Below are 15,530 nucleotides of genomic sequence, written 5' to 3' on the forward strand. Positions count from 1 at the left end.
TTATGGTCCAAATTTATTCTCGTTACAGTGTAATTTAGTTAGTAAGAGCCTGAATTGGTTGATTTTATAATGAGAAAGCATCAAAACTAGCAAAAAGTGATCAACAAAAGGGTTCTTCGGATAAAGCAAACAGGTTTATCTTCGATTCTTAGCATTTTATCTACGATAAATAGAGATTTATCTTCGATTATTCTGGATTTATCTTCGATTCTGAGAATTTATCTCCGATTAGACACTTTCCGACAAAATTTGCACCTTTCAAGTTCTAGCAGGCAAAAAGCCCACACAAGATATCTCTTATCTCTCGAATGAGCTTTCTTCATCATCATATTATTATTGTATGAAAAGACGAGAGCTGGCCGAGGTGCCTGTCCCCTCGGCCCAGCCAACCTCTGCCCAACCTCGACCAACCTCCGAAAGTGGGACAAGGAACCTGTCCCTACTGTAACCCCTACTGCAACCCACCAACCTTAAACATCTCCCGCAGCACCAGCGCAACTGCTCCTAATACCATCCCTTTTTTTCCTAATTCTGAGCAAACAATTGAAACTTCTTCCTTTGAGCTTCTAATGGTGTATTTTTGGACCATATCTCTTACTCGGGATAATAGGATATCTCCTTCTTCAAAAATACTACCCTCTAAAATAATTTTTGTCGGTTTCAATATATTAATCAAGTTTGCTGTTGCTATCCCTAATGATTCACCTGAATCTACAAGGATCTTTTTCGCAAGTTCGTCGCCTTCTTTGGCTGCGCGGAATATAACAGGAATTGAAAGTTCAGTTTCTGTCATAACGGAATCTTTCTTTTCCTGAAGCTTCCTCTTCGCTCGATCTATAATAGCAATTTCTGAAGCGTACGCCTCTAAGCATCCATGGTTTCCACATTGACAGCGCGGTCCATTGATATTGACGATGGTGTGCCCGATTTCTCCTGCTGTGTTAAACGAGCTTTTATAGATCTCGTTATTAATAACAATTCCCGAACCAATTCCTCGGCCAACACTGATACAAATAAAGTCTGAGATTTCTTGTCCTTGACCGAACCAGCTTTCTCCGATGGCTAACGCTCTTACATCATTTTCTACGATCACTGGTATGGAGTATTCTTTTTCTAGAATTTCTTTAAGGTGAATATCTTCTAAGTGTAAATGTGGTGAAAAAATAGCGATTCCGTTTTCAGGGTCAACTAATCCGTGCATAGCAAAACCAATGCCAAGAATCAGGTTTTTTTCTACATTTGTTTCTTCCATTACATAAGAGATACTAGACTTTATCATTTCAATAAACTCTTCTTTTGAAGGCAACTCTGTTATATCTTTTTTATAATCAAAAACCATTTTTCCATCCATTGTTGTTAAAATGACGCGGATAACTTCGGCGGCAGCATAGACACCAACAACGTAGTAGGCTGAATAGTTGATTCGTAACATGATTGGCTTTCTACCACCCGCTACTGCTGTATCTGATTTTTCCTCTGTAATTAAATTTCTTTCTGCCAACTCACTTACTAGAGCACCAACGGTTGGTTTTGTTAACTTGGTTAACTTTGCGATTTCCGCTCTTGAAATTGGTTCTTTTAGTCGGATTAAATTCAGGATGGTTGATTGATTTTGCGATTTCATCCCTTCGAAGCTTCCTATGTTAAGACTATATATCATGCCCCTACACCTCTATTTTGTATATCTACCGTAACAATATATTAAAAAAGTTAAATTATTTAATTAATTTGATTTCATTATAAACCATTTAAGGGTTGTGATAAATATCCTACCTAAAGTGACAGTAAAAAATCCTTATGCTCGAAAAGAACACAAGGATTTTTTTAAACCTATTTCTGATCATTTATTTCTTTTATTTTTTTCAAATCACATTTTGGGACACGATCGTATGTTAACAAGCCATTAATCTCCTGCTCAACATCTGTTAATTGAGTATAGCAAAACCCCTGGATAATTCGGCTATTCATTAATGCCTCCGTATGTTTTTTGTACTCTAAAACAAAATCTTCTTCATTTCTAACGGATGAGTAGCCCCAGCCTTCAGTATTGTCAACTTGATAGGCAATCCCGCCGTACTCTGTAATCAGAATTGGTTCATGATTGTAGGAAAATCCATTCGCATAAATCACACGGTTTGCTGGAGTTGTTGAGATGGCACTTTCAACATCTTTATAGGCCTGCTTTAATTCTTCTTCATTCCTATAATTATGGATTCCACAAATATCAGAGATTGTGTGCTCCCAGCCGTCATTTGAAAGAACTGGCCTTGTTTGGTCAACAGACTTTGTGTTCCAATACATTGATGTGGCATGTGCTTGCTGTTGTTTAGCATGAGCCACTCGAGAAATGCCCCAGCTTTCATTTAATGGAAGCCAGACAATGATCGATGGATGATTATAGTCTCTTTTAATCACTTCAAACCATTCTGTTGCTAATCGGCGGGCCGCTTCTTCACTATATTCGGAAGCGTTGGCCATTTCTCCCCACACTAAGAAACCTAGTTTATCAGCCCAGTATAGATAGCGTGGATCCTCGACTTTTTGATGCTTTCGCGCTCCATTAAAACCCATTTCCTTCGCCAACTCGATGTCCTTTTTAAGTGCATCTTCAGAAGGTGCTGTTAATAAACCTCCTGGAAAGTAACCTTGATCTAACACAAGCTTTTGATAGTAAGGCATATTATTCAGCATGAAAATGCCATTTTCAATAGATACCTTTCTCATTCCAAAATACGAGTCTACTTGATCTACAATTTTTTCACCTTTTCTTAAAGTGAGGGTGACATCAAATAAATTTGGATTTTCAGGTGACCAATACCATCCTGAGCCATGAATATTACTTCTATCTGTAAAACGATTTCGGATGTTATAGCTTCTTTTGTTATAAATCTCTAGCATATTCGTCTGATCAGAGATGATTTTTTCTCCATTAAAAGTAATATCAATAGATAATGAGAGATTGCTTACATTTTCTCCATCAATCTCAAACTCAAGTTCAATATCGCCGCGATCAATTTCAGGAGTCCAGCGAATCGAGCTTAGTGAGGACTTCTCGATCGGCTCCATCCATACCGTTTGCCAAATCCCTGAAGTTCTCGTGTAGAAAATCGACTCTGATTTTTCATGCCAATATTGTTTTCCCCTAGGAATTGTGACATCCTTTGAAGGATCTTCAACACGAACCGTAACAGTATCTTCATTATCCCAATTTAATAAATGAGTAATATTAACGGAAAACGGAGTATTGCCTCCTTCATGAAAGGTTGCTAGATTGCCATTTATATAAACCCATGAACGATAATCAACAGCACCAAAATGAAGAAGGATTTCTTTATTACTCCAACCTTCAGGAACTGCTAGCTTTCGTTGATACCAAACTACATCATGAAAGCTCTTATCGTTAATTCCACTTAGCTCTGTTTGAAAAGCAAAAGGCACATTAATCTGTTGTTCTACAGGAAAAGAATGATACCATTTCTTTTTTAGCCCCTCGTTCCTGTCATCAAAAGCAAAGTCCCATTTTCCGTTTAAATTCACCCATTCTTTACGGACAAATTGTGGTCTTGGATAGTCGTTACGCGGTATAGACATATTTTTCAATCCTTCCTAAATTCGTTACTATTTTATCCCTGTTTGTGTAACACCTTTAATAAATGAACGCTGACCAATAATAAATAAAAGTACAGCTGGTATTGTTGCAATCGAAGTTAAAGCCATTAATTTTGCAGGTGACGATACAAAGCTACCTTGCTGCATAACGGCTATTCCCATTGTGATCGTTCTCATCTCTGGAGAGCTTGTTGTCACTAATGGCCATAAGAAATCATTGTAAATCGTCATAAAAGTAAAGATTGCTAGAGTCCAAATCACAGGACGAGCAGAAGGAAGTACCACCTTCAAAAACACCTGCCATTTGTTCGCTCCATCAAGATAGGCAGCTTCCTCCAATTCCTTTGGAAAACTTCTAAAATATTGGTAAAGAAGAAAAACTCCAAAGGCATTGGCTGAGTAAGGTAAAATTAATACGGCGTACGTGTCCAGAAGACCGAACGTTCGAAATTCCATATATAATGGAAGAAATGTGATCACCCAAGGAATCGTCAATGAACCTATAAAAATACTAGTTAACGTCTTTTTAAACGGTACATCTAAACGAGCCAATCCATATGCTGCAAGTGTGTCTACAAATAACACGAGTAGGGTTCCTGCTATACCAACGAATAACGAATTTGTCATCCATTTCAAGACCGGCGTATCTCCATCATTGGCAAATATGTATTGATAATTTTCTGCTGTAAAAACCTGTGGCAACCATTTTATCCCTGCTGTAAAGGCTTCTTGATCACTTTTGAAAGAAGTAGATAACATCCAAAAGACAGGTGTAATAAAGATCAAGGCAATGATAACCGCCAAAATCACAAGAATTGTCTTAAATCCTTTACTCTCCATTTCAGCTCTACTCCTTTCGATCCGATATTTTTAATTGGACGACTGAAATCACAATCATAATAAGTGCCATCATCAATGACATCGCTGCTGCATTTCCTAATTGTCTTTGATTAAAGGCTTCATCAACGATATTCATTAACAGCACTTTCGTTTCCGTACCAGGGCCACCTCTTGTCATTAAGTAAGGCTGACCATACACATTAAATGAAGCGATCGTAGATGTGATCACAACGAACACCATAGTTGGCTTGATACTAGGTAACGTAATATGAATAAATCTCTGCCATCGATTTGCACCATCTAAAGAGCTGGCTTCATATAAATCCTCAGAAACCTCATTTAACGCATTAATAAAAATCACCATGTTAAAGCCGATCGTCCACCAAAGCGTTGCTACAACAATGGAAATCCATGCCCAAGGAAGATCCGTTAACCATGGAATGATCGGTAAATTAAGCTTCATCAGATACTGGTTAATCAGTCCACTGTTCGTATCTAAAAGCCATAACCAAATAATCGCTACAACAGAAACCGATACTGAATATGGAATAAAATAAACCGTTCGAAACAGCCCTGAGAGTTTTCTCGGTAAGTTTGTAATAAGAAGCGCCAAGCCAAGACCAACAATAATTAACAAAGGCACACTATAAATCACGAATTGAAACGTATTGAAAAGTCCCTCAAAGAAGATGTTGTTAATATAGGAAGAGGAATCAAAAATTTTCATATAATTCTCTAATCCTACAAATGTATGCTCAGGATTTAATAAATCCCATTCATGAAAACTCATCCAAGCTCCATACAAAATTGGAATAAAAAGAAATGTAATAAAAAGGACTAGATACGGAAGGACAAATAAACTTGAGGTTATTTTTGATTTCATTGTGTTTTTATACATTTGAATTTCCCCCTTTCATCAGTTAGGACATTTAATGAAAGAACGTCCTAAACTAATTAGAAGAAAACGAGCAGGTGCGGTAAAAGAATACCTGCCCGTTCCACTCACTGATTATTTATTTAGAATTTGAGAAGCCTTTTCTGTTGCATCATCTAATGCTTTTTGGGGATCTTTTTTCCCTAATAATGCTAGATTCACTTCTGCCCATAATGGTTCAGAAAGCTGTCCCCAGTTCGCTACTCGTGGAGCAAACTTCGCATATTCAAATTCTTTAGCTACTTGAGGCTGTTGCGTCATGTTTTGGAATTCTTCACTTTCTAAGTAAATCGCTTTAGACACTGGAGCCTGACCTGATTTCGCCCACTCCATTGTGTTTTCTGCAACGAATTTTAAGAAATCGGATACTCCCTCTAACACTTTCTCATCTTCAACTGCTGCAGGAATCACAAAGTTATGTCCATTTGCATATACTGCTTGTTGCTTCGTTCCTAATTGAGGCACTGGTGCTACTCCGTAGTTGATACCAGCTTTATCCCATTGCTCCATCATCCAAGGACCATTTAACTGCATCGCATTTTTGCCTTGTAAGAAAAGTGTTACTTCCCCGTCTTGTTGAACATTTTCCGGAGAAACTTTTTCTTTTGTTACTAAATCTCTTAGGAATGTTAAAGCTTCAACACCTTCTGGACTGTTGTAATTTGGTTTACCATCTTTCATTAACTCTCCACCATTTTGGAAGAAAACAGTTGGATAAATAAACTGATTCGGCCATAAAGTTGGAACAACAAATCCATATTGATTTTTCGATTTGTCTGTAAGCTTTTTAGATGCCTCTACAAATTCTTCTCGATTTGTTGGTGGATTTTCAGGATCCAAGCCAGCCGCTTCAAACATATCTTTGTTGTAATAAAGAATTAATGGATGAATATCAAGTGGAATCGAATATTGTTTATCATCAACAGTACCTGCTTGCCAAGCTGTTTCAGAATAATCTTCAGCTTTTACACCTGTATTAGCAATCGTATCTGTTAGATCTTTTAAAAGATTTTTCTCTGCGTAGTTCGTAAGCTGATCTGTATGAACAATCATCACATCAGGTGTATTCTTTTGATCGGCAAATGCTAGATCAACAGTTTTATAGTATTCATCTTGTGGAACAATCTGTAAATCTACTTTATAGTCAGTTTGTGATTCATTATAATTTTCTACAATTGTCTTCATTCGCGGGCCATCTGCTCCAGAAAAAGGAGCCCAATATGTAATCTTAGTTGCTCCACTATCTCCCCCACCATCTGAGCTGCTGCTTGCATCTTCATTACCCCCAGCACAACCAGCAAGAGCACCAACAGTTAAGAAAGTTGATAGCGCAATGCCTAACCATTTTTTCTTTTTCATTCCCTTACCCCCTAATTAGATAATTTCCCCGCTTAGAAGCAAGCGGTTACAAATGTGACATAAAGTAAGTTAGTTAAATTAATTTACTTTATAGTGTATATAATAATTCCTTGTTTTCAGATTGTCAACGGTTACATTTCGGGACAGAGGGACAGGCACCTTGTCCCTCTTCTTACGGGTTAAGCAGAACTAAAAAGCCCACGCGAGATTTCTCCGACATGAGCCTTCTTCTGCAGCGTTATGTGGGACGAGGACGACCCTCCGTCCCAGGACCCCCTTGTCCCTAATAAGTTGTCATTTGAAAAACCTTTTGCACAATGTACATCACATATTTAAATACAGTTAGACTGTTCTGGTACTTTTCATACTCCACCGTGTAAGTGCCATCTTCATTGCTCCAAATTCTCTCGAAATAACGATCAACTTCCTTTGTAAATTCACTTTTTGTTGGCGCTACGATTTTTATACTTTCTTCTAAATTATAGTCATCAAGATTACGAGAGGTATAATTAGTCGAGCCTCCTATAACGATCGATTTCTGTTGGCTCTTTATGTAGATGAGCTTCGTGTGATATTGCTCTTTATTCGTGGCATACCAACGGATTTTAATATTTTCATAGTCAAAATTCTGCAACTCTGCAGCAATAGGTAGATTCGGTAAACCAATTTTTTCTTGTCCAAAGGCATTTTGGTTAGGATCTAGAACGATGTTTATTTTCACACCACGCTTAGCTGCCTCCTCTATGCTAGTGATGATATCTCGATCTGCCAAGTAAAACATGCCGATCCAAATTTCATCTTCTTTTTTTGCCTTTTTAATGGCTTGAACAACATGATCCTGGACCTTGCCTTCTGTAAGAATCTGAGCCTTTACTGCTAATTCTTCATCTGAAGTTGTAGGCTGTATATTCTGATCTAAATCTGCCTCTGTAGGAAATGCCTTTACATTACCATCTGAAAATTCAGCAATTGATTTTTCCGCTTTTACCATATCCTTAAGGATCTTCCCTTTTACTTTAAAGGCAATATTCGAATGAAATCCACTAGCATCATGAGGATTCGCAGATAGAATGGTTCAGCATCCTCTGAGATCACCACTTTCCGATGGTTTGCCTTGACGTTCAATAATTTCAAATAAGAACGAGCGGTTACATTTGGTGCGGAGCTTTCCATTGGATTTGGGAGCCAGCCATATCCAGCTTGTCCAAACCATTTAAGTGTTGCTCTCCAAATACCTGAATAGATCAGATTAGGGTCACGTAGTTTGTCTAAATCTGTATATACTATTTCTACCCCGCTGTTCTTCAGTGGATCAATTTGCTGTGCTTCGTGTGAGCCATATGTTGTGTTAATTTCATCTGTAATAAAAATGACTTTTAGATCAGGGTGCTTCACTTTTTGTTTTTTAATAGATTTCATTAATTTTGCACTAAGCTTTGGGTATGGTCGTTTGTTGTCCGTATAGCCATTCACAAGGAAAAGATCAAGAATCAGAAAATGCTCGGCTTGTTCAATGGTTTTAAATACTTCCTTGAAAATGGAGTGATCATGCACTTCTTCTCCTTCCTTTTGATAGGTGAGGTCATATAAAAACTCAACATCTTGTTGGGGAATTGTATGTATTGTACCTTGGTAGGATATGCCGGGTGGAAGGGGTTTAACTCTGTGATAAATCATGATGGATGTTAGGATGGTGATCATAACGCCAATTATGATAACTTTTCGCTTTTTGCTCATATGGATTCCTCGCATTGTTTTTTCTTTCTATACCCGTTTTTGGGATAAAGGAATCCTCGGAACAGAAATACAATTGTAGTGCTTGCTTGTCTAAATTACTGCAGTATCGAAACTTTCACAATTTCCTTTCTCCTCTCACCATTTTTTTACTTCCTATTTTTAATTTCCATAACAAACTAACCAACTGTTGAATATAATGCTTAAAAAGGAGGAGGATCATCATGCTAATGGAGTTACTGATTTATATGATGATTGGGTTAGTCCTTTCGCTTTATAGATATAGAGGTATTACTAAATTCAAGGCGATTTTAACCATCTTTTTTTGGCCTCTTGTTTTATTACATTCTTACGTTGAGTTGGTTGAGAGAGTTAAATATAAAAATAGAAAACGTTAAGTGATTGGGACAAAGAACCTGTCCCTCTGTCCGAGTGCGTAGGGACAGGTTCCCTGTCCCATTTCAAAAGGGTTTTTTAGAAAGTAAAAAAGCCCACGCAAGATTTCTCTCGCATGAGCTTTCTTCATCAACTTCTGGTTGGGACGAGGAACCTGTCCCCCTAGCACTTTCCCCATGGCACTTACTTAACCGCCCCATCCGAAATGCCTTTAATAATATATTTCTGCAGAAACATATAGACTACAATAATCGGGATAATCGCAATGACTAATGCGGCTAGGGCTAGATGCCATTGTTTTGAGTATTCGCCAAAGAAGTAGAACATTTTTAATGGAATGGTGTACATTCCGTCTTTGTTGATAACTAAAGATGGTAATAGATAATCATTCCAAAACCAGATGGCATTTAACACAATAACTGTGACTGTTGTTGGTTTTAGCATTGGTAGAATGATATAACGGTAGACTTGGAATCTATTACAACCATCGATAATGGCAGCTTCATCTAGTGCTTGTGGTATTCCTCTTAGTGCACCAAAGTATAAAAAGACGGCGAGACTCGAGCCTAATCCTAAATACATGACCATTAGTCCTGCTCGATTTAACATATCTATGGCACCAAATATAGATATTAGCGGAATCATGATTGATTGGAACGGTATCAGCATACAAATCGCAAAGATGAAGTATATGGCTGAACTCATCTTTCCTTTTCTACGTGATAGCGCATATGCAGCCATTGATGTACAAATACAAATTAAAACGATACTTAACGTTGTAATCACAAGTGAATTGAAAAAGCTTTGAATAAATTCTAACGCAGCAAAGGCCTCTGGGTAATTTTCAAAAGTTGCTTTTGTAGGAAATCCGAGAGTGTTGACGAAAATCTCGGATTTTGTTTTAAACGAGTTCACAATGACTAAGTAAAATGGATAAAACCAGAAGATCGACAGGACAAGCCCAAGCAAAATGAATCCATATGTTTTAGCTTTGTTTTGTGCAATCATAAGTCAGTCTCCCTTTTTCTTGTCATATATAATTGAATGACTGATATGACAGTAATAATCAGTAAAAAGATAATCGCTTTTGCTTGTGCATAGCCCATTTCTTGCACTTTAAAGGCACTGTCGTAAATATTCATCGTTGCCATTTGTGTCGAACTGAATGGTCCCCCAGCTGTTAGCGCCATGTTTTGATCATACACTTTAAATGCATTTGATAATGATAAAAATAAACTAACCGTAAATGCTGGTGCCAACAACGGAAACTTAATTTTCCAGAATCTTTGCCAAACATTTGCCCCATCAATCGTTGAGGCTTCAATTAATTCATCTGGGATATTATTTAAAAACGAAATGTAAATAATCATGATATAGCCACTCATTTGCCAAATAAATAGAATCACTAATCCCCAAAAACCGGTTTCCGTATCCGCTAACCAGCCTTTAAAGAAATCCAATCCAGTTAAGTCAGCGATTCCTTCAAATGCTTTTAGGAAAATAAACTGCCAAATAAAACCGAGAATAATACCGCCAATTAAGTTCGGCATAAAAAAGATTGTTCGGAAAACAGTATTAAATTTCCCCATCTTTTGTGTAACAAATAAAGCTAAAAGTAACCCTATGATATTGATTCCAATAACAGAAGCAACGGAAAACCCACCAGTGAATAAGAGGCTATAAAGAAATTGGTCATCTTGAAATAGTTTAATATAATTGTCCAAGCCGACAAATTCAGTTACTTCAAATCCGTTATATTCTGTAAACGAATAATAAACACCTTGGAAAAAGGGAAGAATTAAAACCATTGCTAATGCCAATAAACATGGTGCCAAAAAGATCCAATAGGTACTATTCCTCATTTTCATCTTGCTCACATCCCTTAAGAAAAATAGTGAATGGAGGCAGATCAACATCTAAACCTCCACTCAGTATTAGAAATTAGCGCATTTCTGTAAACTTAGAGCTTGTTGTTGCTGTAAATTCATCCCATGAAATATCTCCATTTAAATATTTTTGATATTCTGGGAAAAAGGCTGTTGAACCGAAACCGTTTGGATGTTGGTTATGTGCCCAAACTCTTGCTTTCTCATCTAGTAGCATTTGGTAAACTTCTTTCGATACAGGGTCAGTAATACTTTCGATATCATATCCATCATGTGCCGGAATGTATTTAAACTCTTCTACGATTTGTTGTTTTCCATAATCAGATGTGTACATCCAGTCAATAAAGTCCTTTGAAGTTTCTACAACTTCTTCATCTTTTTCTTTATTAATACCCCAGAACCAAGAAGGTCCGGCACTAATAAATCCTTCATCATCACCCGAAACATATAGCGGTAAAATCCCTAGTTTTTCTTGTGAAAACGTTGGATCAATACTATCTAGTGAAGGAACAATCCAGTTTCCTTGGTGAATGATGGCAACTTTATCATTAATGAATAGCTCTTCTACACTCGTACTATAATCAAGTGATAAGATAGGCTGAACATTATATTGATTAATTAAATCTGTATACTCTTTCATACGATCACCGTATTTGTAAGTAAGTTCAGTTGATTCATAAGCAACATTTAAATCATTATCAAATTCAGGAGCTGTAAAATGATTTGAAAACTGACTTGTTACCCAATCTTCTTTTCCACTAAAGCCAAATACAGCTTCTAAGCCAAGCTCTTCTTTTTTACTATCAATTGTCTCGACCGCTTTAACAAAATCATCATAACTAGCAATAGAAGCAGGATCTACTCCAGCAGATGTAAATATTTCTTTATTAATCATCCAACCAAAGCCCTCAATATTTAACGGTATACCATACGGAGTCCCGTCAATCGTTGAGCCTTGTAACGTTCCATCAATGGCCGTTTTAGCGGATTCCATATCAGACACATCTAAAAGATATTTTTGATATTTTTCTGCATCTGATAATCCACCTAATAAAAAGATCGCTGGCTCTTCATTTGAAGAGAATTTCGCTTGTAGAGCTGATGCTGCATCCTGTCCTCCGCCTACTGTTGTTAAGTTAATGTCTACGTTTTCATTTTCACTTTCATATTTTTCAATCATGGCTTCTAGTTGGTCTTTTGTTTCTACTTTAATGTTAAAAACATCAACAACAACCTTTCCGCCGCCATCTCCACCGCTGCTATTTGACGAACATCCAACTAATAATCCAGATAATAAAAGAGCTGTACCTAATCCTTTAATCACATTCTTTTTCATAGCTTACATTACCCCCAAATTTTTAATGGAGAGTGATCGTTAAACCACTCTCAATGTTTACTACAGAATAATTTCTAGCTTTTGTGATCCTTGAAGATTGATTTTCACGCCATTGGAACTTGTTTCAATTTCTCCAGCTGAAACAGAAGAAATAGATTCATAGTTTGTAAGGAGAATTGAATACGTAAGGCCTTCCATGCTTGTTTCAATGAAAATTTTGTTATCCTGTTCTACAGCTTGTATCTCACCCTTTTTGTTGCCATTTAAGTCTGTAACAAATGCAGAAGCACTCTGACCATTTTGTAGCTGATAAATTTCAAAAGTTACAGAATCAGTAAACTCATAGTCCGGACGATTGCTTTCCTGACCAATTGGTAAGATTGTATTTTCTCTTATATATAATGGTAGACTCAGATAATCATAGTTTTCTTTTATCCAAACCCCACCATCCACTACTTCTTTTGTTAAGTAATGTGTCCATTTACCTTGTGGTAAGTAACAAGAGCCATTGCCTTGTTCATTCATAATTGGAGCTACCAACAGGCTGCTTCCCAACATATACTGTCGATCAAGTACGTGGGCATTCTGATCCTCAGGGAACTCCAATACCATTGGTCGTAAAACAGGTACTCCTGATTTGTTGTTTTCAACAGATGCACCATATAAGTAAGGCATTAAACGATTTTTAAGTTTTGAAAAATACTTCGTAACCTCAACCGCTTCTTCATCAAATAACCACGGTACCCGGTACGATGAGCTACCATGCAAACGACTATGTGTTGATAATAATCCGAAAGCCGTCCAGCGCTTAAATAAATCAGGTGTCGCGGTATTTTCAAAACCACCAATATCATGACTCCAATATCCAAATCCTGATAATGCTAGTGATAACCCTCCACGTAAGCTTTCGGCCATTGATTCATATGTTGCGTTACAATCGCCACCCCAGTGTACCGGGAACTTTTGACCACCCACTGAGGCAGATCTTGCAAAAACAACGGCCTCTTGCTTCCCTTTTTCTTGCTCTAATAAATCAAAAACAACTTTATTGTAAAGATAAGCGTAATAATTATGCATACGATGTGGATCTGAGCCATCATGATACACAACATTCGTTGGAATTCTCTCACCAAAATCTGTTTTAAAGCAGTCAACACCCATATCAAGGAGTGCTTTTAATTTTGAGCAGTACCAGTCACATGCAGCTGGATTTGTAAAATCAACCACACCCATGCCTGCCTGCCATAAATCCCACTGCCAAACATCTCCGTTTGGTTTTTTCAATAAATATCCTTTTTCAGCTGCTTCATCAAAAAGCTTGGATTTTTCGGCAATGTAAGGATTAATCCAAACACAAATTTGCAAGCCTTTATCTTTTAATCTTTGTAACATTGCTTCAGGTTCCGGAAATGCATCCCGATCCCATTCGAAATTACTCCACTCAAATTCTTTCATCCAAAAACAATCAAAATGGAAAACACTTAGTGGAATATCACGTTCAGCCATTCCATCAATAAAATGGTTTACCGTTTCTTCGTTATAATCGGTTGTAAAGGATGTTGTTAGCCATAATCCATAAGACCAAGCTGGTGGCAGGGCCGGCTTTCCAGTTAATTCTGTATAGTTACTTAATACATCTTTAGTAGAAGCTCCACCGATAATGTAATACTCAATACTTTCGCCTTCTACGCTAAACTGTGTTTTCGAAACCGCTTCTGATCCAATCTCAAAGCTTACATTTTCGGGATGATTTACTAACACCCCATATCCTTGATTACTCATGTAAAACGGGATATTTTTGTATGCTTGTTCTGAGCTTGTTCCGCCATCTTCATTCCAAATGTCAACAGTTTGACCATTTTTCACAAACGGAGTAAAACGTTCACCAAGTCCATAAATATACTCCCCAACTCCAAGGTTTAACTGACTACGCATATAGCTCTCTTTTTGAGGTCCAGTAATCCAGGCAACTCCCTTAGGGTCAATTGAGGTTAACACTTTATCACCTTGAGAAAATGTGATTTTAAAAGGTTGATAGTTTATGTTTACGCTTACATTACCACTTGAAAAACTGGCGCCATTTTCATCTTTCTGAAGCTCTAGCGGTACTAATTCTTCCTTCACATCAAAGTTTGGTGTTTTATTCTTACTACCTTTGTGATGCCAGGCTTTCACTTTTATCACATTTTCAAGTGGAGATGATAGTTGAATCGTAAGTGACGGTAGATTTAACGTATCTCCTCTGCGTTGAATATCTTTACACGGTCCATATAAAGTTACCATTTTCTCATCTATTGCAAGATCTCTTACATTACGGGGATGTTGGATCTCAAACCCTTCCCTCGTTAGCCAAAAACCATCTGTAAATTTCATCGAAACACCCCTAACTGCAGCTTCTCTTCCTTATTTAACTGTAGGTCATTAATCCTACTTACAAATATAATTATATTGATAAAAATCAAGAAATTCTTGTACAATTAAAACAAGAAGTAACACAATTCTGATATTCTTTTAGAAGGTGATAGCAATGAATAAACACAACTTACTTGAAGATCGAGTACATGGAGATTCATTATTTCCGCTTCGGGTATACATGGTTGATTACTTAGACGGTCAAGTCATTATTAATATGCATTGGCATCCTGAGTTGGAGTTTATTTATGTTGAGGAAGGTCAAATTAACTTACAAATAGGTACAAGAAAGCATCGCTTAAGTGCCGGTAGTGCTTGTTTAATTCCAAGTGAACAATTACACGGTGCATATCCTTGTAATGATCAACCATTCAAAATTCATGCAATTGTTTTTCATATCAATTTAATTAGAAGCTTTGGTTATGATTTGATTGAAAGTAACTTCATTCAATTTATAAAAAACTTCTCATTATTTCATTCACTGATCATCAAACCTAACACAACTGATGAAAAAAACATGCTAAAATCAATCGTCAATATCATCGAGGCATATTCAACAAAAGAGGCAAGTTATGAACTTAAAATAAAAGGTTACTTGTTTTTATTATTTGCAGATATATTAAGAAAACAAGCCTGGATTCATAACGAAGAAGTAACCGAAAAAGACTTAACAAAAACCGAACTATTAAAGAAAGTTTTGCAATATATTGACCAGAACTACAAACAAAAGCTAACCGTCATGGACCTAGCCTCACAAGTTCAAATGAGCGAAGGCCACTTTAGCCGATTTTTCAAATCACTAGTCCGTATGACACCAATGGAATACATTAACACAATTAGAATCAGCAAAGCCTGCACTCTACTACAAAAATCCGACCGAAAAATCCTAGACATCGCCATGGACGTAGGGTTTCAGAATCATAGTTATTTTATTCGGTTGTTTAAGAAGCAGAAAGGGTGTACGCCAGGGGAGTATAAGGGGACAGGTTCCTTGTCCCACTCTTAAGGGGTGGGGGGCCGGAGG

12 protein-coding genes are annotated in these 15,530 nt (G+C 37.1%); 1 reads left to right on the plus strand and 11 read right to left on the minus strand.

Annotated elements, in window-relative coordinates; genetic code table 11:
• Window positions 1–451: 451 nt before the first annotated feature.
• The 11 genes from MVE64_RS11125 to yicI all read right to left on the minus strand — a co-directional run bounded on the left by MVE64_RS11125 (window position 452) and on the right by yicI (window position 14,467).
• Window positions 452–1,660 (minus strand): ROK family transcriptional regulator, encoded by a 1,209-nt coding sequence (locus MVE64_RS11125; protein ID WP_247346448.1) that lies wholly within the window; start codon window positions 1,658–1,660, stop codon window positions 452–454.
• A 170-nt stretch (window positions 1,661–1,830) separates the two neighbouring features.
• Window positions 1,831–3,591: a glycoside hydrolase family 2 protein gene (locus tag MVE64_RS11130; RefSeq protein WP_247346449.1), complete on the minus strand. Its 1,761-nt coding sequence runs from the start codon at window positions 3,589–3,591 to the stop codon at window positions 1,831–1,833.
• A gap of 27 nt (window positions 3,592–3,618) precedes the next feature.
• On the minus strand, window positions 3,619–4,449 hold the full coding sequence (locus MVE64_RS11135) for a carbohydrate ABC transporter permease (RefSeq protein ID WP_247346450.1): 831 nt from the start codon (window positions 4,447–4,449) through the stop codon (window positions 3,619–3,621).
• Between the two features lie 7 nt (window positions 4,450–4,456).
• Window positions 4,457–5,347 (minus strand): carbohydrate ABC transporter permease, encoded by an 891-nt coding sequence (locus tag MVE64_RS11140; protein WP_247346451.1) that lies wholly within the window; start codon window positions 5,345–5,347, stop codon window positions 4,457–4,459.
• 111 nt (window positions 5,348–5,458) lie between these two features.
• Window positions 5,459–6,742 carry an ABC transporter substrate-binding protein gene (locus tag MVE64_RS11145; protein WP_247346452.1) on the minus strand — a complete coding sequence of 428 codons (1,284 nt, stop codon included), beginning with the start codon at window positions 6,740–6,742 and terminating at the stop codon, window positions 5,459–5,461.
• Between the two features lie 283 nt (window positions 6,743–7,025).
• Window positions 7,026–7,733 carry a phospholipase D-like domain-containing protein gene (locus MVE64_RS11150; protein ID WP_247346453.1) on the minus strand — a complete coding sequence of 236 codons (708 nt, stop codon included), beginning with the start codon at window positions 7,731–7,733 and terminating at the stop codon, window positions 7,026–7,028.
• Between the two features lie 20 nt (window positions 7,734–7,753).
• Window positions 7,754–8,479, minus strand: a complete 726-nt coding sequence (locus MVE64_RS11155) for a phospholipase D-like domain-containing protein (protein ID WP_247346454.1) — start codon at window positions 8,477–8,479, stop codon at window positions 7,754–7,756.
• A gap of 576 nt (window positions 8,480–9,055) precedes the next feature.
• On the minus strand, window positions 9,056–9,880 hold the full coding sequence (locus MVE64_RS11160; RefSeq protein ID WP_247346455.1) for a carbohydrate ABC transporter permease: 825 nt from the start codon (window positions 9,878–9,880) through the stop codon (window positions 9,056–9,058).
• Complete coding sequence (locus MVE64_RS11165; RefSeq protein ID WP_247346456.1) at window positions 9,877–10,740, minus strand: carbohydrate ABC transporter permease; 864 nt, start codon at window positions 10,738–10,740, stop codon at window positions 9,877–9,879. The genes MVE64_RS11160 and MVE64_RS11165 overlap by 4 nt, the downstream gene beginning before the upstream one ends.
• Before the next feature lie 73 nt (window positions 10,741–10,813).
• Complete coding sequence (locus tag MVE64_RS11170) at window positions 10,814–12,094, minus strand: ABC transporter substrate-binding protein (RefSeq protein ID WP_247346457.1); 1,281 nt, start codon at window positions 12,092–12,094, stop codon at window positions 10,814–10,816.
• A 60-nt stretch (window positions 12,095–12,154) separates the two neighbouring features.
• Complete coding sequence (gene yicI, locus MVE64_RS11175) at window positions 12,155–14,467, minus strand: alpha-xylosidase (protein ID WP_247346458.1); 2,313 nt, start codon at window positions 14,465–14,467, stop codon at window positions 12,155–12,157.
• Between the two features lie 154 nt (window positions 14,468–14,621).
• Here yicI and MVE64_RS11180 point away from each other — a divergent pair, with 154 nt between their 5' ends.
• Window positions 14,622–15,512: a helix-turn-helix domain-containing protein gene (locus MVE64_RS11180; RefSeq protein WP_247346459.1), complete on the plus strand. Its 891-nt coding sequence runs from the start codon at window positions 14,622–14,624 to the stop codon at window positions 15,510–15,512.
• The last annotated feature ends 18 nt before the right edge of the window (window positions 15,513–15,530 follow it).

The sequence above is a fragment of the Metabacillus endolithicus genome (assembly GCF_023078335.1).
GTDB classification, from domain to species: Bacteria; Bacillota; Bacilli; order Bacillales; family Bacillaceae; genus Metabacillus; species Metabacillus endolithicus.